Source organism: Pseudomonas taetrolens (assembly GCF_900475285.1).
GTDB classification, from domain to species: domain Bacteria; phylum Pseudomonadota; class Gammaproteobacteria; order Pseudomonadales; family Pseudomonadaceae; genus Aquipseudomonas; species Aquipseudomonas taetrolens.
The window spans coordinates 2,854,106-2,872,876 of the sequence record NZ_LS483370.1 but is presented as its reverse complement, the minus strand read 5'-3'; the positions used below and the strand labels follow the sequence as shown (position 1 = coordinate 2,872,876).

Annotated in this window: 19 protein-coding genes and 1 tRNA gene; 7 read left to right on the top strand and 13 right to left on the bottom strand. The window is 59.1% G+C overall.

The window, feature by feature from the left end; translation table 11 throughout:
- Nucleotides 1–23: 23 nt before the first annotated feature.
- Both DQN55_RS13080 and DQN55_RS13075 read left to right on the top strand, forming a co-directional pair.
- Nucleotides 24–1,220, top strand: a complete 1,197-nt coding sequence (locus tag DQN55_RS13080) for an amino acid aminotransferase (RefSeq protein ID WP_048382071.1) — start codon at nucleotides 24–26, stop codon at nucleotides 1,218–1,220.
- A 65-nt stretch (nucleotides 1,221–1,285) separates the two neighbouring features.
- Nucleotides 1,286–1,361 (top strand) — tRNA-Asn (locus tag DQN55_RS13075).
- 365 nt (nucleotides 1,362–1,726) lie between these two features.
- On the opposite strand, the gene DQN55_RS13070 is transcribed toward DQN55_RS13075, so the two are convergent.
- From DQN55_RS13070 to DQN55_RS13055, 4 genes are all read right to left on the bottom strand, one after another.
- Nucleotides 1,727–3,064 carry an MFS transporter gene (locus DQN55_RS13070; RefSeq protein ID WP_048382072.1) on the bottom strand — a complete coding sequence of 446 codons (1,338 nt, stop codon included), beginning with the start codon at nucleotides 3,062–3,064 and terminating at the stop codon, nucleotides 1,727–1,729.
- A gap of 161 nt (nucleotides 3,065–3,225) precedes the next feature.
- The gene (locus DQN55_RS13065) at nucleotides 3,226–4,158 is read right to left on the bottom strand and encodes a sugar ABC transporter substrate-binding protein (RefSeq protein ID WP_048382073.1); all 933 of its coding nucleotides are present in this window, start codon (nucleotides 4,156–4,158) and stop codon (nucleotides 3,226–3,228) included.
- 140 nt (nucleotides 4,159–4,298) lie between these two features.
- The gene (locus tag DQN55_RS13060; RefSeq protein WP_048382074.1) at nucleotides 4,299–5,087 is read right to left on the bottom strand and encodes a TIM barrel protein; all 789 of its coding nucleotides are present in this window, start codon (nucleotides 5,085–5,087) and stop codon (nucleotides 4,299–4,301) included.
- Between the two features lie 11 nt (nucleotides 5,088–5,098).
- Complete coding sequence (locus tag DQN55_RS13055; protein ID WP_048382075.1) at nucleotides 5,099–6,106, bottom strand: Gfo/Idh/MocA family oxidoreductase; 1,008 nt, start codon at nucleotides 6,104–6,106, stop codon at nucleotides 5,099–5,101.
- A 202-nt stretch (nucleotides 6,107–6,308) separates the two neighbouring features.
- Between DQN55_RS13055 and DQN55_RS13050 the strand changes: the two genes are divergently transcribed.
- Nucleotides 6,309–8,315 (top strand): sigma-54-dependent Fis family transcriptional regulator, encoded by a 2,007-nt coding sequence (locus tag DQN55_RS13050; protein ID WP_048382076.1) that lies wholly within the window; start codon nucleotides 6,309–6,311, stop codon nucleotides 8,313–8,315.
- A gap of 18 nt (nucleotides 8,316–8,333) precedes the next feature.
- Here the strand turns inward: DQN55_RS13050 and DQN55_RS13045 are convergent, their stop codons facing one another.
- Nucleotides 8,334–8,804 (bottom strand): hypothetical protein, encoded by a 471-nt coding sequence (locus DQN55_RS13045; protein ID WP_048382077.1) that lies wholly within the window; start codon nucleotides 8,802–8,804, stop codon nucleotides 8,334–8,336.
- Between the two features lie 557 nt (nucleotides 8,805–9,361).
- On the opposite strand from DQN55_RS13045, the gene DQN55_RS13040 reads away from it, so the two are divergent.
- Together DQN55_RS13040 and yghX are read left to right on the top strand one after the other, a co-directional pair.
- On the top strand, nucleotides 9,362–10,741 hold the full coding sequence (locus DQN55_RS13040) for an NAD(P)-binding domain-containing protein (RefSeq protein WP_048382078.1): 1,380 nt from the start codon (nucleotides 9,362–9,364) through the stop codon (nucleotides 10,739–10,741).
- Nucleotides 10,742–10,866: 125 nt separating this feature from the next.
- Complete coding sequence (gene yghX / locus DQN55_RS13035) at nucleotides 10,867–11,751, top strand: YghX family hydrolase (protein WP_048382079.1); 885 nt, start codon at nucleotides 10,867–10,869, stop codon at nucleotides 11,749–11,751.
- Between the two features lie 5 nt (nucleotides 11,752–11,756).
- Here yghX and DQN55_RS13030 read toward each other — a convergent pair whose 3' ends face one another.
- Both DQN55_RS13030 and DQN55_RS13025 read right to left on the bottom strand, forming a co-directional pair.
- Nucleotides 11,757–11,939 carry a DUF1289 domain-containing protein gene (locus DQN55_RS13030; RefSeq protein WP_048382080.1) on the bottom strand — a complete coding sequence of 61 codons (183 nt, stop codon included), beginning with the start codon at nucleotides 11,937–11,939 and terminating at the stop codon, nucleotides 11,757–11,759.
- On the bottom strand, nucleotides 11,940–12,299 hold the full coding sequence (locus DQN55_RS13025) for a hypothetical protein (protein ID WP_048382081.1): 360 nt from the start codon (nucleotides 12,297–12,299) through the stop codon (nucleotides 11,940–11,942).
- Nucleotides 12,300–12,922: 623 nt separating this feature from the next.
- On the opposite strand from DQN55_RS13025, the gene mqo reads away from it, so the two are divergent.
- A complete protein-coding gene (mqo, locus tag DQN55_RS13020) occupies nucleotides 12,923–14,569 on the top strand; it encodes a malate dehydrogenase (quinone) (RefSeq protein WP_048382244.1) in 1,647 nt (548 codons plus the stop codon).
- Nucleotides 14,570–14,627: 58 nt separating this feature from the next.
- Here the strand turns inward: mqo and DQN55_RS13015 are convergent, their stop codons facing one another.
- The 6 genes from DQN55_RS13015 to DQN55_RS12990 all read right to left on the bottom strand — a co-directional run bounded on the left by DQN55_RS13015 (nucleotide 14,628) and on the right by DQN55_RS12990 (nucleotide 18,387).
- Nucleotides 14,628–15,464 carry a CAP domain-containing protein gene (locus DQN55_RS13015; protein ID WP_048382245.1) on the bottom strand — a complete coding sequence of 279 codons (837 nt, stop codon included), beginning with the start codon at nucleotides 15,462–15,464 and terminating at the stop codon, nucleotides 14,628–14,630.
- Nucleotides 15,465–15,603: 139 nt separating this feature from the next.
- Entirely contained in the window at nucleotides 15,604–16,284 is a 681-nt protein-coding gene (locus DQN55_RS13010; protein ID WP_048382082.1) for an N-acetyltransferase, read from the bottom strand.
- An 80-nt stretch (nucleotides 16,285–16,364) separates the two neighbouring features.
- Nucleotides 16,365–16,919: a UPF0149 family protein gene (locus tag DQN55_RS13005; RefSeq protein ID WP_048382083.1), complete on the bottom strand. Its 555-nt coding sequence runs from the start codon at nucleotides 16,917–16,919 to the stop codon at nucleotides 16,365–16,367.
- A gap of 121 nt (nucleotides 16,920–17,040) precedes the next feature.
- Nucleotides 17,041–17,379 (bottom strand): hypothetical protein, encoded by a 339-nt coding sequence (locus tag DQN55_RS13000; protein ID WP_048382084.1) that lies wholly within the window; start codon nucleotides 17,377–17,379, stop codon nucleotides 17,041–17,043.
- Nucleotides 17,380–17,503: 124 nt separating this feature from the next.
- Complete coding sequence (locus DQN55_RS12995) at nucleotides 17,504–17,905, bottom strand: hypothetical protein (protein ID WP_048382085.1); 402 nt, start codon at nucleotides 17,903–17,905, stop codon at nucleotides 17,504–17,506.
- Between the two features lie 26 nt (nucleotides 17,906–17,931).
- Nucleotides 17,932–18,387 carry a GNAT family N-acetyltransferase gene (locus DQN55_RS12990; protein ID WP_048382086.1) on the bottom strand — a complete coding sequence of 152 codons (456 nt, stop codon included), beginning with the start codon at nucleotides 18,385–18,387 and terminating at the stop codon, nucleotides 17,932–17,934.
- Between the two features lie 154 nt (nucleotides 18,388–18,541).
- On the opposite strand from DQN55_RS12990, the gene DQN55_RS12985 reads away from it, so the two are divergent.
- Complete coding sequence (locus DQN55_RS12985; RefSeq protein WP_048382087.1) at nucleotides 18,542–18,766, top strand: hypothetical protein; 225 nt, start codon at nucleotides 18,542–18,544, stop codon at nucleotides 18,764–18,766.
- Nucleotides 18,767–18,771 lie beyond the last annotated feature (5 nt).

Sequence of the window (18,771 nt, the reverse complement as noted above, 5' to 3'; positions counted from 1 at the left end):
CTCCATTCAGAGCCGCCGTAATAATGAGCCTGTTCTCCGCTGTCGAAATGGCACCACGCGATCCTATCCTGGGCCTCAACGAAGCATTTAACGCCGATACTCGTACCAGCAAAGTGAATCTGGGGGTTGGTGTTTATTGCAACGAGGAGGGACGAATTCCACTCTTGCGTGCCGTTGTCGAAGCCGAAACGATCCGGGTTGCTCAACACGCTTCGCGCGGCTATCTGCCGATCGATGGCATTGCAGCCTACGACCAAGCTGTTCAAAAACTGCTGTTCGGGGCCGAATCGTCCCTGCTGGCCGCTGGCCGGGTGATTACCACCCAGGCCGTGGGCGGTACTGGCGCGCTGAAGATCGGTGCGGACTTCCTCAAGCAACTGCAGCCTGACGCTGTTGTTGCCATCAGCGATCCAAGCTGGGAAAACCACCGCGCACTGTTCGAAACCGCCGGTTTCCCGGTGCAGAACTACCGTTACTACGACGCTGCCAGCCATGACGTAAACCGTGCCGGCATGCTCGAAGACCTCAACGCCTTGCCTGCTGGCTCGATCGTTGTGCTGCACGCCTGCTGCCACAACCCGACGGGTGTCGACCTGACTCCGGCTGATTGGCAGAACGTGCTGAACGTGGTCAAGGACAAACAACTGATCCCGTTCCTCGACATGGCCTACCAGGGCTTTGGCGATGGCATTGATGAAGACGCCGCCGCCGTGCGCCTGTTCGCCGAATCGGGCCTGAGCTTCTTTGTTTCCAGCTCGTTCTCCAAGTCATTCTCGCTGTACGGCGAGCGTGTCGGTGCACTGTCGATCATTACCGAGTCCAGGGAAGAGAGCGCCCGCGTTCTGTCCCAGGTCAAGCGCGTGATCCGCACCAACTACTCCAACCCGCCGACTCACGGTGCAAGCATTGTCGCTGCGGTGCTCAACAGCCCTGAATTGCGTGCCATGTGGGAAGCCGAGCTGGCTGAAATGCGCTTGCGCATTCGCGGTATGCGCCTGCAGATGGTTGAGCTGCTGGCGAAAAAAGCCCCGGCCCAGGATTTCAGCTTTGTTGCACGTCAGCGTGGCATGTTCTCGTACTCGGGCCTGACCGTTGAACAAGTGGCGCGCCTGCGCACCGAGTTCGGCATTTACGCATTGGATACCGGCCGAATCTGCGTGGCTTCATTGAATCAGCGCAACATTGATGTGGTTACCGATGCGATTGTTCAGGTGATCTGAATAATCCCGAAGAGAAGTCATTAGGGTGTTGACTTCTCTTTGGATATCAGTAAGATAGACGCCATTCCGCGATAGCTCAGTTGGTAGAGCAAATGACTGTTAATCATTGGGTCCCTGGTTCGAGTCCAGGTCGTGGAGCCAGATAAAGTTTCAGAGAAGGCTTGAAAGTCTCTGAAACATCCGAAAAACCCGCCTTATGGCGGGTTTTTTCGTTTTGGCGTTCCGTACATCCCCTGGCACTGATGAACATCGACGGCAACACAGGTTTGACCTCTATGCCGGGTAGTTCGACCCCCTCAAAGGCGTTCTCCCTTGGGTCGCAAAGAATGACTTCGAAGCCCAGCGTGCGGGCGAATTCGGCGCACGCCACTGATATCGATGACATGCCGGCGATGATCAGGCGTGCAGCCGGGCCGATGCGCGGATGCACGGCTTCACTCAGTTCCCGCTCCGGTTTCAGACCGAACAGCTCGGCCAACACCTTCTGGACGTGCGTTCTCAGTCCATCAGGTTACGCTGACCCCGGCTGCGGTTTTTTCTGGCGTTGGCACTGCGCTCAGGGAAATCCGTGATGTCTCTGGCAACGCCAGGCCACCGGCCAGTGCCAGCAACGCCACCGCGATGAGATAGAACGCCGGCGACAGGTTGCTGCCGGTGGTGGTGATCAGCCACGTGGCCACCAGCGGGGCTGTTCCGCCAAAAATGGTGTAGGCCATGTTGTAGGTGATGGCCGATGCGGTATAGCGCGTGCGGGTCGGGAAGGTTTCCGAGAGCAGGGCAGCTGTCACCACGCCACACAGCACCGCGCCCGAGGCAAGCAGCATGACGCCGACGATGGAGGCTGCGAATCCGCCGGAACTGGCCATCAGAAACGAGGGGTACACGGCGACGATCAATAGTGCACACGCGGTCATGACCGTGGCCCGTCGTCCCACCCGATCCGAGTACAGCCCGGCCAGCGGGCACAGTGCGGCAGCAAAGATCAGGGCGATCAGTGACACCAGCAGCGCTGTGGCACGGCTCAGGCCGCCAGCGACTTGCAGGTAGGTGGCGAAGTAGGTGGTGAACATATAGAACGACAGTGCCGTCAGCGACACAAAAGCCCCCAGGCAGCAGATGGCCGCGCCATGGTTGCGCAGGGTTTCTTTGAGCGGCGAGTGGGCGACGGCGTGTTCCTGGGTCACTGCCTGGAACGCCGGGGTTTCATCCAGTCTGTTGCGCAGATAGAGCCCCACCAGGCCCAGTGGCGCCGCGATCAGGAACGGCAGGCGCCAGCCCCAACTGGCCATGGCTTCGGCCGAGAGGGAGGCTTCGAGTGCGTAGGCCACGACCGCCGCGGCCGCAAAGGCGGAAAAAGTCGATACCGGCAGGAAGCTGCCGTACCAGGCTCGCTTGTCATTGGGCGCGTGTTCCATCAAGTAGGCGCAGGCCCCTGCGTATTCGCCTCCGGCGGAAAACCCTTGGGCGCAACGGATCAGGCTCAGAAGAATCGGTGCCATCACGCCAATCGCGGCATACGTGGGCAGTATGCCGATCAAGGTCGTGGCGCCGGCCATCAGCAGAATGGTCATCGCCAGGGTTCGCTTGCGGCCGATCCTGTCGCCCAGCATGCCAAAAAAGATCCCGCCCAAGGGACGAAACGCAAAGGCCACGGCGAACACGGCAAAGGTTTTGAGCAATGCTGCACCGGCATTGCCGCTGGGGAAAAACTGTTGGGCGATGGTGGTGGCCAGAAAACCATAGACGGCAAAGTCGAACCACTCGACGAAGTTGCCTATGGCCGCGGCGACAATCACTTTTCTCAGCGTTTTGGGGCTGACCTGCTTTGCAACTGCGCTACTCATGGGAACCTCGACGCTCATCCGTAAGCGTCGATTATCGGGGTAGCCACTGCGCCGGTTCGTTTCAAATATGTCATCGGCATAGTCAGCACCGACTTATTGCACGGTATGAACTGAAACGGGCGATCAGACCCATACCACTGGAACGTCGATGCCAGCACCGATCAGCCTTGCTTGAATCGCTGCTCGAACTGCGCAACCTGATCCGGGGTAATCAATTGGAAGGGCACCCAGATTTCGGCTTCGACCGGCTCGCCCTTGATCATTTTCAGCGCCACTTCGATGGCCTGGGTCGATTGGGCCTTGGGGTCCTGAAACACCGAGGCCGCCAACTGGCCACGCTTGATGGCCGCGAGACCGTCAGGCAGGCCATCGATCCCGACGATGGGCACTTCGCCCTTGGTCTTGCCTGATTGCTGCAAGGCCATTGCCGCGCCAATGGCCATTTCATCGTTGTTGGCAATGACCGCATCAAACGCGGTGCCCGCGAGTAGCCAGTTGCTGGTCAGGTCCATGGCTTTGTTGCGCTGCCATTCGGCGCTTTGTTGCTCGATGAGCTTGATTCCAGGGTAGTCCTTGAGCACCTGTTTTACCCCCTCCGTGCGGTCGTAGGTGGCGTTTTGTGCCAGGTCGCCCATGATGACCGCCACATTGCCTTTACCGCCGAGTTTCTCCGCCAGAAAGCGCATCTGTAACTGACCGGCCTCGATATCATTGGACGCCACGGTGACGATGCCCTTGGGCAGGTTGCGCTCGTCAGGATGGCGATTGACGTACACCAGTGGAATGTTCGCAGCGACGGCGGCGCGGGACATGCTGGCGGTGCCCGCTGTGTCGGCAGGCAGGACAATCACGGCGTCGACTTTTTGGCTGAGAAAACCCTGAACCTGATTGAGCTGGCGGACCACGTCTCCCTGAGCGTCTTCAAACTGGATCTGGATGTTTTCTTTCTTTGCGGCGTCTTGCAGGCCGCTGCGCACGTAGGTCATGAAATTATCGTCAACTTTGGCGATGCTGACCCCGATGCGGTAATCCGCGAGGGCAAAGGTACTGGCAAGCAAGAGCAACGGGGCAAAAACAAGGGGGCGGCAGCGCATGAGGGTTTTCCTTTTATTGTTATGAGGGCCGTTGGCGACACCTCTTTTGACATCGCCAGGGAGCCTGGCGTCATCTGCCTTTCTCGCGTCCAGCCCGCTCCCGCGAACGTTGCGCCGGGAACGGGCAGAGGGCAGGGTAATCACTCCAGGGTAAAGGCCTGCCGGAAACGCTCCAGTGCTGCTTCACTGTCGCCCGAGGCCCAGCCTTCGAGGCCCACAACGCCGCTGTAGCCGATGCGGTGCAAGGCTCTGGCAATGGCCGGATAGTGGATTTCACCGGTGCCCGGCTCCATGCGCCCCGGCACATCCGCGACCTGGATTTCACCGATGGCCGGACCAGCCCGCTGGATCAGCTCGATCAGGTTTCCTTCGCCTATCTGTGCATGGTAGAGGTCAAGGTTCAGTTTCAGGTGCGGGCTGCCGACCGCCTCGATCAACGCCAGGGTGTCTTCGGCGCGAGCAAAGGGTGTACCGGGGTGATCGACCTCGGTATTCAGGTTTTCCAGTAAAAACACTTTGCCCGCGGTTTCGCCCAGACGGGCAATTTGCTCCAGGGTCTTGCAGGCAGTCAGCCACATGCGTGGCGTGGTCAGGGTGACCGGCTTGACGGGCAAGCCTTTGTCACCGAGGCCGGTGCCGTGCAGGTTGAGGCTCGGGCAGTTCAATCGGGCGGCCACTGCCAGTGATTCCCGAGCGCTGTCGAGCAATTGCCGGATGCCGTCGGGCTCGGTCAGGTTGCCCGAGATGTATCCGGTCATGGAGGTAAAGTCGGCGCCTGTAGCCGCCAGCGCGGTAACGTCCTTGCAGGTCCAGTCCCATATTTCAGCACTGAAGCCCAGGGCATGGATGCGTTTGACGCGTTCGATGAAAGGCAGGTCGAGGAACACCATTTCTGCACTGATGGCCAGTTTGAACGGGCTAAAACTCATGGCGTTATTCCTCACAGACGGACAGGTGCGCCCCGTTGGACAGATTCGATGCAGGCGCGGGCAATGGCCAGTGCGGCGCGGGCGTCTTCACCGCTGGCGAGCGGTTTTTTACCGGTGCGCAGGCAATCGACGAAGTGAGTCAGTTCGGCAATGTACGCATCGCGCAGCAGGTCGGTGTCCATGCGCTGGGTGTCGGCCTGGATGCCATCCGCGAGGTAGCGGACCATGGACGAGCGGGTGATGCTGCCCAGCGTCAGCATGCCCGCGCTGCCGAAGACTTCGCCGCGAACATCGTAGCCGTACACCGCCTGGAAATTGGCCTCGGCCGTTGCAATCGCACCGTTATCGAAGCGGATCGTCACGACGGCAGTGTCCAGCAGGCCTTTGCTCTTGTAGGCCGGTGCCACCAGCGCATCGGCCATGACAAACACTTCAACGGCCTCGGCCCCCGGGTTCAAGTAGCGCAGGGTGTCAAAGTCATGAATCAGGGTTTCCAGAAAAATCGTCCACTGAGGCACGCCTGCCGGATTGCTCAGGCCGGGGTCGCGGGTCAGTGAACGCAGCAGTTGAGGCGTGCCGATACGCCCCTCCACCACGTCCAGGTGCGCTTCGCGAAAGCCGCTGACAAAGCGCCGGTTGAAGCCGACCTGGAGCGTCACATTGGCGCTGGCGGCAGCGGCGATGGCGCGGTCGGCCTCATCGAGGGTGATGGCCATGGGTTTTTCGCAAAAGATGCTTTTGCCGGCCTCGGCGGCGCTGATCACCAGTTCGGCGTGGCTGCGGGCAGGTGCGGCAATCAATATCCCGTCCACTTCAGGGTCGTCGAGCAGTTGTTGCGGATCGGTGTATACCCGCTGCACGCCCAGCGCGTCGGCCAGTCGCGCTGCCTGGCCCGGTGTCGGGTCCGCGATAGCCACCAGGCTGGCGCCGGGAATATGCCGGGCTGCGGTTTGACCATGAAAGCTGCCCATGCGGCCAGCGCCGATCAGACCGAGGCGGATGGTTTTAAGCGTACCCATGACGTAACTCCTTTTTATTGTGGTTCGCACGTGGATGACCATTGGAAGGAAGGTGTGCGCAATACGGCAGGAGCAAGGCCTGTGCCAATTTATAACGTGTTGATTTATATGGATTAAAAATATTATTTCAGCGTGGCTATGTGCATTTTGATGACATGTCTATGCTGACATGTCTAAAACATAGACATGGCAGTGCTGCCCCATGACAGTTGATCCATTGATGACCTTTAGCCCCGAAGACCTCAATTACATTTCGGCCCTGGGCCCCGCGTCGTTGAGTGGGGGGCCAATTGCCGATCTGGAACACGCGTGGCAGGCGTGCCTGAATGGCAGCGTGGTCCGACCCGAGTGTGTGCGGCAGGTAATATGGGACTCATGGCAGCGCAGCATGGCTGCGGGGATCGACCCTGACGACGGCGAATACCGGTTTATATCCCCGCAGGATCTGGCCTCCAGGCGTGCGCTCAATCGGCCGTTGATCGGTGCGGCGGCGCAAGTCATGACTGGCTTGCTGGCCTACAACCCGCGAGGACATATCAACCTCACCGATGCCGAAGGCGTCACGCTGCATTATTGCGGCCTGGATTTGACGCCGATCGGCAGTCGCTTGCTGGAGTCGGTACAAGGCACCAACTGCACAGGGCTGGCGATTGCCGAAGACCGTTTGGTGTACGTGCTGGCCGAGGAAAACTTCGCCGAAGGCCTGCGCAAGCGCCGCATGCATTGTGCTGCGGCGCCGATCCGTGATGCGCAGGGCAAAACCCTGGGTTTGCTGACCCTGACGGCTGAGCCGGGGTGGTTCCATTTTCATACGCTGGGCACGGTACAGGCGGCGGCCGAAGCCGTGTCGCGGCAACTGGCGCTGCAAGCCCTGCTGGAAGAGCAAAAAACCGTGCTCGAAGTGCTCAACGAAGGCTTGGTGGTGCTGGATGGCCAAGGCCGCATCAAGGCGCTGAATCATTACGCCCGGCAGTTGTTCCGGGTAGGCCTTGAGTTGCTAGGCTGCCCGTTCCAGCGTCTGGGGCAGAGCGAGTTGAGCGACGACATCATGCAGCATGCAGGGGAAGGTTTGCGTGATCTGGATTGCACTTTCGTGCTGCATGATCGTAGTCATCTGGCGTGTCTGGTGTCGGTCTGCTCCCTCGAGCAAGGTGGGCGAATTGTTTCGTTGCGTGAGAATCGGCGAATTCGCGAAATAACCCGGCGCATCATCGGCACCCAGGCGACCTACACCTTCGACACGATCCAGGGCCATTCACGTGCCATTCAGGACGCGTTGCATCTGGGGCGAATTGCCAGTCGCAGTGACTCAACCACGTTGATTCTCGGGGAAAGCGGCACCGGTAAAGAGCTGTTCGCACAGGCCATCCACAATGCGAGCGAGCGTGCCAACGGCGCATTTGTGGCGGTCAACTGCGGGGCCATTCCCCGTGAGCTGGTGCAAAGCGAACTGTTTGGGCATGTCGAAGGGGCCTTTACCGGATCGGCGCGAGGCGGGTCGGCCGGCAAGTTCGAACTGGCAGACGGCGGTACGATCTTTCTGGATGAAATCGGCGACATGTCATTCGACGCCCAGGTCAGCCTGTTGCGCGTGTTGCAGGAGGGTGAGGTGACCCGGGTCGGAGCGAAAAAATCGCAGCGGGTGGATGTGCGCATCATAGCGGCGACCCATCGCAATCTGAGTCAGGCGGTGGCTGATGGCACGTTTCGCGAGGACCTCTATTATCGGCTCAACGTATTGAACCTCACGGTGCCACCGTTGCGCATGCGCCGTGAAGACATTGCCCTGTTGGCGCAACACTTTCTGGTGCGTTGCGCCCGCTCGCTGCGCAAGGTGGTACAGGGCATATCTGCGCAGGCGTTGGCGATGCTCTTGGAACACACCTGGCCCGGCAACGTACGCGAGCTGGAAAACGTGATTGAGCGGGCTGCGAACCTGGCGACGACAAGCTGGCTTGAACCGCGAGATCTGCCGCTGGAGTTTGCCCCCGGCGCCCGTAGCCCGGCACCGGCAGCCCTGCAGATCGGCAACGGGGCGCTGGATCTGGGCACTCATGAAGCGAACGCGATCAGTGCGGCTCTGCGTAATACCCAAGGCAACATCCGGCTGGCGGCGCAGCAGCTACAGGTCTCTCGAGGTGGCCTGTACAACAAGATGAAGCGCTTTGGGCTCAGTGTGGATGCCTTCCGCAGCGGGACAGATTTATGACATGACCGAGCCCCGGCTTCACTCTGTCGGCAGTTTGGCCAGCGCTTCGCGCAGCTCGTCAGCATTGGAATACTCTTTTTCAGCGACCCATGTGCCGTTATCCAGTTGCAACCACAGCACCTTGTCTTCGGCACCAGGGTACTGGGCGACAATTTTGCCATCGCGGTCGAGCACCACGCGGTAGCTGTAGTCACGCATGGCCGGAATCGCGAAGAGCTTGCCGATCAACGATGGCATGCGCTGGATATCGGCGACGAATACGGCCTTGCGCGCTTCCAGGTAGCCTTTGGGCTGGTCTTGCAGGGCGGCCTTGATCAGTTTGGCGCCATCCATGTTGCGTGCCACCAGCAAGGTCTGGGTCCGGGTGTCCAGGGTGTAGGGCTGGTCATGCTGGTCGAGCAGGGTCCAGGGCGTCAGGCGCTCACCGACCTCGGCCGCCTGGGCCAGCATGGGCAGTGCGCTCAACAGCAATACACAGGCAATTCTCACCGTTCAATTCCTCCGGGTTCAGTGTGGGTGTCGACGTACTTCGACCCGGCAGAGGCCAGGCTCGCGGCGCATGGTAGCCCATCGCGCCTTTCAGCGGTGCGGGGCCCCGGTCCATTGCCAGGGCTGTTGCGGTGTGATGGCCCACCTGACGGCGGTCATGGATCTGCGGAGCCTGTTCCAGCTCAAACTTGTAATCCAAATCCCTATCCGTTATAGGTAAAAGGTAAATTCATAACCAATAAGAGGCTAAATAAGCTCGATGAATGAGACCACACGTATCTTTTGCCCTTCGGGCCTGCCTTCTGCGCAACGCAGTGAGGGCTACGGGCCGAGTCATAAACCCCCAGCTGCAACCCTTCTTTCTTCCGCGTCAATGCTGCCCACGCGTTTATATGCGGCACCGACAGCGCTACGTGATGCCCTCGTCACGGGCAAACGCAACCGTCCGGTCCCTCCGCCAGCTTTTTGATTTCTGAATGTTTTTCTCACCGCCGAGCCGTTGCTGTCAGGCGGGTGGGGGTCTGTTTTTTCAGTTTTCAATCTGTTGAGGGAATTCTATGTCTATTCGTGTCGCAATCATCGGTGCCGGTCCTTCCGGCCTCGCGCAACTGCGTGCCTTTCAATCCGCTCACGCCAAGGGTGCGCCCATGCCCCATGTGGTCTGCTTCGAGAAGCAGGCTGACTGGGGAGGCATGTGGAACTACACGTGGCGTACGGGTCTGGATGAGCATGGTGAGCCGGTTCACGGGAGCATGTACCGTTACCTCTGGTCGAATGGACCCAAAGAATGCCTGGAGTTTGCGGACTACAGTTTTGACGAGCATTTTGGTCGGCCGATTTCGTCGTATCCGCCGCGTGAGGTGCTTTGGGACTATATCCAGGGACGCGTGAGCAAGGCGGGCGTTCGCGATTACATTCGCTTCAATACGGCGGTCAAACAGGTCAGTTTCGATGCCGATACGCGGGAATTTACCGTCACTGCCCATGACTACGGGCTCCAGCAAAGTGTGAGCCAGGTATTCGATTACGTGATCGTGGCCAGCGGCCACTTTTCAACGCCGCATGTGCCGGAGTTTGAAGGCTTTGAGCGTTTTTCGGGGCGCATCATGCACGCCCATGACTTTCGTGAGGCCACCGAACTCAAGGGCAAGGATCTGCTGATTGTCGGCAGCAGCTATTCGGCCGAAGACATTGGCTCGCAATGCTACAAATATGGCGCCCGCTCGATTACCAGCACGTACCGCACCCAACCCATGGGTTACAAATGGCCCAAGGGATGGGAAGAGCGTCCGCTGTTGAGCCGGGTTGAGGGCGATATGGCCTACTTTGGCGACGGATCAAGCAAGCGGGTCGATGCGATCATTCTGTGTACCGGTTACCAGCACCACTTTCCTTTCCTGCCGGACGACCTGACCCTCAAGACGGCTAATCGCCTTTGGCCGCTGGGTCTCTATCAAGGCGTGGTCTGGGAGCAGAACCCGCAGTTGATCTACCTTGGCATGCAGGACCTCTGGTACAGCTTCAACCTGTTTGATGCCCAGGCCTGGTTTGTTCGTGACTACCTATTGGGGCGTATCACCTTGCCTGAAACGTCTGCAATGCAGGCCGACAGTGCGCGCTGGAGAGCCAGGGAAGACAGCCTGGAGTCCACGGCCTCGATGTATGAGTTCCAGGGCAGCTATATCAAACACCTGATCGAACAGACCGATTACCCGAGTTTTGATATCGACGCGGTGAATCAGATTTTCCTCAAATGGAAGACCGATAAAAAGCGCGACATCATGGGTTACCGCGACAAGTCCTATCGTTCGGTGATCACCGGTACTGCGGCCGTGCCTCACCACACGCGCTGGTTACAGGCGCTGGATGACTCGATGGAAGAATACCTGCGTGAAACGTCCGGCCAGGCCGGGGTTGATGCGCTGGCTCAACGCTAACTGCACGCCGGCAGCCTGGCAGGAGGGCGCCCCGCAGGCTGCCATTGAGCCATTTTCCCGTCGCTGTGCCGCGGGTTGTTCTATGGTTAGACGTCAACGCGAACAGCCCTGAAGGAAGCGCACAGATGACGCGTCTCACAGCGAAAGACTTTGCCCCTGAACTGCTGGAGCTCTATGACTTCTATGTCCATGGCAAGATCAACCGACGTGAGTTTCTAGATCGCGCCGCGGTGTTTACCCTGGGCGCGAGTGCGCTCTCGGTTCTGGGCGCACTGAGCCCCAATTACGCCCTCGCCGAACAGGTCGCGGTGACAGATCCCGATATCAAGGGTGAGTACATCGAGTACCCGTCCCCCAATGGGCATGGCCAGGTGCGCGGCTATCTGGTGCGTCCGGCCCACGCCCGGGGCAAGTTGCCGGCGGTGGTGGTGGCCCATGAAAATCGAGGTCTTAACCCCTACATTGAAGATGTCGCCCGGCGGTTGGCCAAGGCGGGCTTCATCGCCCTGGCGCCCGATGGTTTATCGTCAGTGGGCGGTTACCCCGGTAACGATGACAAAGGCCGGGAGCTTCAGCAAACCGTCGACCCTGAAAAGCTGCTGAACGACTTCTTCGCGGCCATTGAATGGCTGATGACCCACGATGCAACGACGGGAAAGGTCGGGATCATCGGTTTTTGTTATGGCGGCGGCGTGGTCAATGCGGCGGCTGTGGCTTATCCGGAACTGGCGGCGGCAGTGTCGTTTTACGGGCGTCAGCCGGATGCAGGGGATGTCAGTCGGATCAAGGCGCCGGTGATGCTGCACTTTGGTGAGCTGGACACGCGTATCAATGAGGGGTGGCCCGCCTACGAGCAAGCGTTGAAGGCCAATGGCAAGACCTTTGAAGCCTATATCTATCCTGGGGCTAACCACGGCTTTCATAACGATTCGACGCCTCGTTACGATGAAGCCGCGGCAACCCTGGCCTGGAGCAGGACGCTGGACTGGTTGCGCCACTACCTGAGCTAGCGGCGTCAGCTGTTCTTTTTTTGCAGGCTCTTCAAGCGCGTGCTGGCGCGCTGCACGGCGGCCATTTTTTCTGGCCGCTTCATGCGCTTCCACTTGCGGATATCGTCCTTGGTCCGGCCACAGCTTACGCACAGATCACCGCTTAACTGGCACACGGCGATGCACGGATTCTCTATGTCCTTGGCCATTTAGCGTTTGTGGGCCAAACGTTTTGGCCAGTTGCCGCCATTGGCGCGCTGGCACTCTTCTTCCGAGTCGAAGTACACGTGGTCGGCGACCTTGCGCACTTTGATGCCTGCGTCCTCGAAGGCCCTGGTCGTCAGTTCGACCATATAGCCTGCCTCACCATCCGCCAGGGCAAAGTCTTTACTGACCTGGGTGTCGAATACCCAGACTACCTTCAGGCTGACCGGGAAAGCTTCATAGTTGACGGCATGGGTCAGCCAGACAAAACCCGGGATTTGCCCTTTGGCCGTCTCGCAGACATCGGTCAGGGATTTGATCAGGCGGCGTTCGAACTGCGCCTGATGGCGATTGCTTAAAGACATGGTGAATCCTGTTGGAGAGCGGAGCAAAGCAGCAATGATAAGTCACAGTGGCCTGTGCCGGCATGCCCTTTCATGCAAGACCTGCATTCGGGAGGGCGGCAGCGGTCAAACAGGCTGTTTGCGGGGGCACGTTACACGCGTACTGGCGACAGGGTGCAAGGTGTAATGCCGCACAGTCACCCAATCGTTTCAGTCGGGCTAAAAACCCTATGAAAGATGCGTTTTTGCCCATGCCGGCACCTGAGGTAGAATGTCGCGGCTTAAAGGCTGGCCGCCCAGGATTTTCAAGTCTGTGCAGGTTCCCGGGAAGGAACCTTCAAGTGGCCAGAGACCGATGGAGTGGCAACAAAGTGGGCGGCGTGAAGGAGCTGGGCAGATCCAATCTGTCATGGGCCACGACTGTTACACACAACATAAATGTCACCCAAGTTGCTGAAGCCAAAACCAATAAGAGATCAGCGTCCAAGGTACATATCAGTGAGGTCTATAGTGAACATAGGCCTTATATATCTGCCCGCAAAAGGCCTGATGGCTGTTTGATCCCAGGCGACCTGCCTGGAATGAGTCGATTCAGTCATGGGTCGTATACCGGGCGGATGGCGTTTTATCTTAGGTACGACAAAATGTTAAAAAAGATGAACAAGGGGCTACTGGGCCTGGCACTGAGCATGGGGCTTTCGTCCGTGCAGGCTGCCGAGACCAAACACGTGGATGTTGTGCTTATTGGCGGCGGCATCATGAGCACCACGCTGGGCGTTTGGCTCAACGAGCTGGAACCTGGCATGTCGATGGAGATGATCGAACGTCTCGACGGCGTGGCACAGGAAAGCTCCAACGGCTGGAACAACGCCGGCACCGGTCACTCGGCCTTGGCTGAACTGAACTACACGCCGGAAGACAAGAACGGCAACGTTGAAATCCCGAAGGCCATTGATATCAATGAAGCTTTTCAGGTGTCGCGTCAGTTCTGGTCCTGGCAGGTCAAGAACGGTGTACTGAAAGACCCGCGCTCGTTCATCAACTCCACGCCGCACATGAGCTTTGTGTGGGGCGACGACAACATCAAGTTCTTGAAGAAGCGCTACGAAGCGCTGCAGGCGAGCCCGCTGTTCGCTGGCATGCAGTACTCCGAAGACCCGGTTCAAATCAAGAAGTGGGTTCCGCTGATGATGGAAGAGCGTGACCCGAACCAGAAAATCGCGGCCACCTGGTCCCCATTGGGTACCGACGTGAACTTCGGCGAAATTACGCGCCAGTTTGCGGCTCACCTGCAAACCCTGCCTAACTTCTCGCTGAAGCTGTCGAGCGAAGTCCAGGACATCAAGCGTAACGAAGACGGTTCGTGGCGTGTGGTGTACAAAAACCTGAAAGACGGTTCCGAAGCCCAGACCGACGCCAAATTCGTGTTCATCGGCGCGGGTGGTGGTGCACTGCACCTGCTGCAGAAGTCCGGCATTCCTGAAGCCAAGGAATACGCAGGCTTCCCGGTTGGTGGTTCGTTCCTGGTCACCGAGAACCCGACCATTGCTGAGCAGCATCTGGCCAAGGCGTACGGCAAGGCTTCGGTAGGCGCGCCTCCGATGTCGGTTCCGCACCTGGACACCCGCGTGCTGGATGGCAAGCGCGTTATCCTGTTTGGCCCGTTCGCGACGTTCTCGACCAAGTTCCTGAAAGAAGGCTCGTACTTCGACCTGCTGACCAGCACCACGACCCACAACATCTGGCCAATGGCCAAGGTGGGAGTCGAGCAGTACCCGCTGGTTGAGTACCTGGCCGGTCAACTGATGTTGTCCGACGAAGACCGCATGAACGCACTGAAAGAATACTTCCCGAATGCCAAGTCGCAAGACTGGCGCCTGTGGCAAGCCGGCCAGCGTGTTCAGATCATCAAGCGTGACGAAGAGAAGGGCGGCGTGCTGAAACTCGGCACCGAGATCGTCAGCGCGAAAGACGGCAGCATTGCCGGCCTGCTGGGTGCATCGCCCGGTGCGTCGACTGCAGCCCCGATCATGCTGACCGTGCTTGAAACCGTGTTCAAGGACAAGGTAGCGAGCCCTGAGTGGCAAGCCAAGCTGCACCAGATCGTTCCGAGCTACGGCACCAAGCTCAACGGTTCGCCTGAGCGCGTTGCTCAGGAGTGGGCATACACCAGCGAAGTCCTGCAACTGACTCCGCCACCGGCTATCCCGGCTGCAACCGCGACACAAGCAGCACCTGCTGCGCCGGCCACGCCTGCGCCAAGCAATCCAGCGGCTGACATGGCGCTGTAAAAAAAACGGCCCCGCCCGACAGGATCGGGTGGGGCTGCTTCCTCGCAGGTCAACGCATTCACTGCGTTCCGAGCAACGCCGTCCAGTAAATCCCCGCGTCACTTTTAGGGTCCACCGCATAGGCGGCGCCCAACTCCTTGAACCCCGGGTTCATCACGTTCGCACAATGTCCGGGACTGGCCAGCCAGCCTGCAACCACGGTGTTCGGCGTGTCTTGTCCGGCGGCGATGTTTTCACCGACCTGCTGCCCGATGTAGCCGGACAACTCTGCACGATCTCCCGGAGTGCTTCCCTCGCGACTCTTGTGATCGAAGTAGTTGTTATTGGCCATGTCCCGGGCATGGGCTTCGGCTGCGCTCGCCAGGGTGGCATTCCAGGTCAGCGCAGTGGCGGCGGCAAAGGCCTGGCTACCGCATTGACGTGGCTGGGTGCGCGCGATATTGATCAGCTCCAGTACTTTCTGACCCTCGACCTGCCAGTCACCCAGTTTCCCGGTCAACAGCGGGCGGGCCAGTACAATTTTCCAGTTGCGTTGGTCGCGACTGACACCGATATCGACAAATTGCGGGTCGAGCACAACTTTGCAGAAGCTTTCCTGCACCGCCTTCATGGCAGCTTGCGCATCCCGTGGCCCGGACAGGGTGATGGCCTGCACCGTGACCATCGGATAGCCGGCACGGCCGAGTGCGCCTTGCAAATCACCATAACTATTGGGCGCCAGCACCAGGCGCGGGTCGGCTGCCAGGGGGGGCAACTCCTGAGACACTTGCCCGGCGCAGTGCTGGACCTGGCTACGCCAGGCGTTGATCGACTCGACCAACTGCGTTTCCTCAGTGGCCAGGGCTGAAGTGGTGAACACCAGTCCCAGGGTTAACAGGGTGAATTGAACGCGCATGAAGGTTTCCTCTGGACGCAGGGGGCCCATGATGCGTTATTTTCCGGGCTGCGGGCCACTCACAAACGTACAGGCACCTTGGCCGCGCAGCCGATCGCCTTCGCGCTGGTGCCTGTCGCGTTGACCGGGTGCAGCGGTTTTACGCCAGGCGTTGAGCCACAAAGGCCCGGGCTTTGGCGGTCAGTTGATCGATCTGGCGGTCGCGTTTTTTCTCTGCCTCGAGCATGGCTTTCTTGCCGTTGCGCTGCAGCAGATAGGTATGAATCTGGCGTACTTCCGTCGAGCTGTAGATGGCGGCGACGTCGAGGATGCCCATCAAGCCGTCCGTGCTGTGATCACGGGTATTCATCAGCACTTGCGGGCCACGGGTGCCGATGACTTGAAAGCCCATGCCCTCGAGCGCCGGGACCTTGCTGACGCTGCAGGTCAGTTCGGTGTGGGGGTAACGGCGCACTACCTCCTGCAGCATGGCCCGGTTCACGCCCAGATGCCGGTGACTGGCCCGTTCAGCCATATAAGCAATGCCGCAGGCCTGTGGATCATCTTTGACTGGTAAATACAGGGCAAAGCCGATGACGGTGTCCGGGTCTTGTTCGTCCGTTGCAACAATCAACTCAACGGCGATCCCTTTTGCGCCACCGAGTGCCTCCAGATACAGATGCACTTCATAGCCGATTGCATACTGATAGACGCTGTACAGCAGATTGCTCGGGGCGATTTCCATCGCGCTGATGTCGCTGAGATGATCAACGACGAGTTGAAGGATCTGGCTGTTGATCGGCTCGCTGCACGGGGTGTCAAAGTGGGTGAGGGTGATCATGGGGCCTGTGTCCTGGCGAATGACTTAAGTAGGCACTGCCGCCGCGGCAGTGCCTGCAGAGTGTGAGTGCGCCTGCGAATTCAGCGCTGGCTCAGCCAGTAGTCATGCAATGCACGTACTGCAGGCGCAATGGCCGCCACACGTTGCTGGTGCGCAACCACGTCCAGGTCTTGCGGCAATTCGAAGTTGTCCTGCTCGGCGCAGTCGGAGATAGCCTGCAGCAATGTAGCCTGGATGGCCGGCAGTGGTGTCCAGTTGGCGACGGCCACGCCGCGCAGGTAACCGAAGCACCATTCTTCAGCCAGGGTCACGTCGTGTCCCAGGTGTTCCGTCTGTTCGAAGCGCGGCGCGAAGGCGGCGCTGTCTTCTGCCAGCTGGCGGGCCAGGGTATTGATGTGGCGCACACTCAGTTCGATGAACTGCTTGGCTTCATCAGGGGTTTCCCAGGCCGGATTTTGCCCGCCCCAGATTCCCGGAAACCATTCGGCAATATCCACTTGCTCAGGGCTGGACACCAGGGCAGTGAAATAACCGTCGAGTTCTGAAGGGTTAAGGACCGAATGGTCGTCGCCATATTTAAGCAGGGTGCTTTCGATGGCGTCGAAGTCGGCGGCGTTCAGGGGCTGGTCTTGCATGGACAGATTCCTTGGCTGGATACGCTCGGCAGGGAGCGACGGCTGCGCATTAAAAAGTCGCGGAGGATGCCCTGTACGGCGACGTTTAGCCAGATCCAATTATCCGGCGGCACCTGAAACCTTAGTCCACGGTGACGATGGACTCGACCACAAAATATTTGAAGCCGGCTTTGGCCAAGGCTTTTTTGGCTTCCTGCTCGGCATCGAACCGACTCAGGGTCTTGGCATCATGGACAAACAGGGTTTCTTCTCCGTCGTATACCTTGCTCACCTGCAACGTCACACGCAGCATCGGCCCACGGCGCTTTACCGGCGTACGGGGTATCGCCTTGGGCGGTGCTGTCACGGGTATGGAGGCTGCGGGTTCGATTTTGGGTTCGGCGTGGGGGGCAATAGCGGGTGCTGGTGTGTCAAGGCCGAGCGCTCTGCGCATTTCGTCCTCGGTGAATCCGGTGCTCATGTTAAGACTCTATTGAATTAAAAGACGCGCTTATAGGGTAGCTATCAAGGCGATAGCAAGTGAATTCATTGTAACGCCATAAAAAAGCCTGCTGCTATGGCTGTATGCGGGTTTCAGGGTTGATTCAGGTATCGCGCAGCAAGTCGTGACCGTCCAGTAGCTTGTAGGCGATTTCCGGGCGTTTCTCCAGGGCCCGGCGGATAGCAGCCGGGATCGACTGGCGGGTTTTTCGGCACAGCCCGGGTTGTTCAGCAATGCGGATGCTGATACCGCGCATGGTGCGCACCTCATTGAAACCAGGTTCGATCTGCACCTGGATGCCCAGTTGCTCGTACATCCGGCGCTGCATGTGTTCGAGGTCGCTCAGGCTTTGAACATTTTCCAGCCGCTCCAGCAGGATTTTTTCGGCCTGGCGGGTCAGGCTGAAGATCCGCAGATTGCCTTCGGACGTCGTCAACAGCTGCTCCCGCTCGCAAATGCAGGCGCCGGGAGGACAGGGTGAGCGCAACGCTACTGAGGGAATCATCGGCCTCAGCATAGTCGTGAGACGGTTTAAGCGTCCAGACGCAGGTGCATGATCACGGTGCGTTCCTCACCGTGGAATTCATCGCGGACCTTGCGAAAGCCCAGTCGGGCATAGAAAGACTCTGCAGTCAGCGAAGAGGGGACATGCAGTTCATCGAGATGTGCCGCCAGGGCGGCGTCCTTGAGACGTGCCATCAAGCGCTGGCCGATGCCAAGGCGCTGGCAATCCGGACGGATGAACACACTGCGTACCACAGCCTGATCAAGGCTGGCGGTGCCGACGACGTCTTGCCCGATGACGGCGACGTACATCTGGCGCTTGCCCATCAGTGACAGGATCGAGGTCGGGCAAAAGTGCTGCTCGACGTCGGCGATGATCTGCGGCGAATAGTCCCGCGCATTGGACTCACGCAACGTGGTGATGATGACCGCGCTGATGGCGGGCGCATCGGCCGGGATAGCCGGTCGGATCTGACACTGCATGGACACTCCCTCGATTCTGTAGCCGCTCTTGAAAGCCCTACGGCCCTTTTCGCAGCCTGCGGCAGCGGCTACAAAGGTAATCGTCAACGGCTACGGCTGCGCAGCGTCGTAAGGTAATCTGTCCCTTTTTACCCGGACCGAACAAGGCAATTCCATGCGCAGAGAAATAGGTTACTGGCACCGCGAAGGCCGCGAGCTGTTTTATTACCTGGAGTTCAAGCCCGAGACTGCCGAGTTTTACCTGACCTGTGAGCACACCCCGAGCGAAGGAGAAGGCAGTGTGCGCTCAGTGTTGCTCAGCGAAGCCCGGGGCGAGCGCTATTACGAAGACGCGTTATTGATTATCAAGGAAGAGCTGTTCAAGCACTACACCGTTTGACCCCC

What these genes read in the sequence shown, in the direction of transcription:
- DQN55_RS13080 (WP_048382071.1), top strand. Translation starts at nt 24, where the DNA reads ATGAGCCTGTTCTCCGCTGTCGAAATGGCACCACGCGATCCTATCCTG.
- DQN55_RS13070 (WP_048382072.1), bottom strand. Translation starts at nt 3,064, where the DNA reads ATGAGTAGCGCAGTTGCAAAGCAGGTCAGCCCCAAAACGCTGAGAAAA.
- DQN55_RS13065 (WP_048382073.1), bottom strand. Translation starts at nt 4,158, where the DNA reads ATGCGCTGCCGCCCCCTTGTTTTTGCCCCGTTGCTCTTGCTTGCCAGT.
- DQN55_RS13060 (WP_048382074.1), bottom strand. Translation starts at nt 5,087, where the DNA reads ATGAGTTTTAGCCCGTTCAAACTGGCCATCAGTGCAGAAATGGTGTTC.
- DQN55_RS13055 (WP_048382075.1), bottom strand. Translation starts at nt 6,106, where the DNA reads ATGGGTACGCTTAAAACCATCCGCCTCGGTCTGATCGGCGCTGGCCGC.
- DQN55_RS13050 (WP_048382076.1), top strand. Translation starts at nt 6,309, where the DNA reads ATGACAGTTGATCCATTGATGACCTTTAGCCCCGAAGACCTCAATTAC.
- DQN55_RS13040 (WP_048382078.1), top strand. Translation starts at nt 9,362, where the DNA reads ATGTCTATTCGTGTCGCAATCATCGGTGCCGGTCCTTCCGGCCTCGCG.
- yghX (WP_048382079.1), top strand. Translation starts at nt 10,867, where the DNA reads ATGACGCGTCTCACAGCGAAAGACTTTGCCCCTGAACTGCTGGAGCTC.
- DQN55_RS13030 (WP_048382080.1), bottom strand. Translation starts at nt 11,939, where the DNA reads ATGGCCAAGGACATAGAGAATCCGTGCATCGCCGTGTGCCAGTTAAGC.
- DQN55_RS13025 (WP_048382081.1), bottom strand. Translation starts at nt 12,299, where the DNA reads ATGTCTTTAAGCAATCGCCATCAGGCGCAGTTCGAACGCCGCCTGATC.
- mqo (WP_048382244.1), top strand. Translation starts at nt 12,923, where the DNA reads ATGTTAAAAAAGATGAACAAGGGGCTACTGGGCCTGGCACTGAGCATG.
- DQN55_RS13015 (WP_048382245.1), bottom strand. Translation starts at nt 15,464, where the DNA reads ATGCGCGTTCAATTCACCCTGTTAACCCTGGGACTGGTGTTCACCACT.
- DQN55_RS13010 (WP_048382082.1), bottom strand. Translation starts at nt 16,284, where the DNA reads ATGATCACCCTCACCCACTTTGACACCCCGTGCAGCGAGCCGATCAAC.
- DQN55_RS13005 (WP_048382083.1), bottom strand. Translation starts at nt 16,919, where the DNA reads ATGCAAGACCAGCCCCTGAACGCCGCCGACTTCGACGCCATCGAAAGC.
- DQN55_RS13000 (WP_048382084.1), bottom strand. Translation starts at nt 17,379, where the DNA reads ATGAGCACCGGATTCACCGAGGACGAAATGCGCAGAGCGCTCGGCCTT.
- DQN55_RS12995 (WP_048382085.1), bottom strand. Translation starts at nt 17,905, where the DNA reads ATGATTCCCTCAGTAGCGTTGCGCTCACCCTGTCCTCCCGGCGCCTGC.
- DQN55_RS12990 (WP_048382086.1), bottom strand. Translation starts at nt 18,387, where the DNA reads ATGCAGTGTCAGATCCGACCGGCTATCCCGGCCGATGCGCCCGCCATC.
- DQN55_RS12985 (WP_048382087.1), top strand. Translation starts at nt 18,542, where the DNA reads ATGCGCAGAGAAATAGGTTACTGGCACCGCGAAGGCCGCGAGCTGTTT.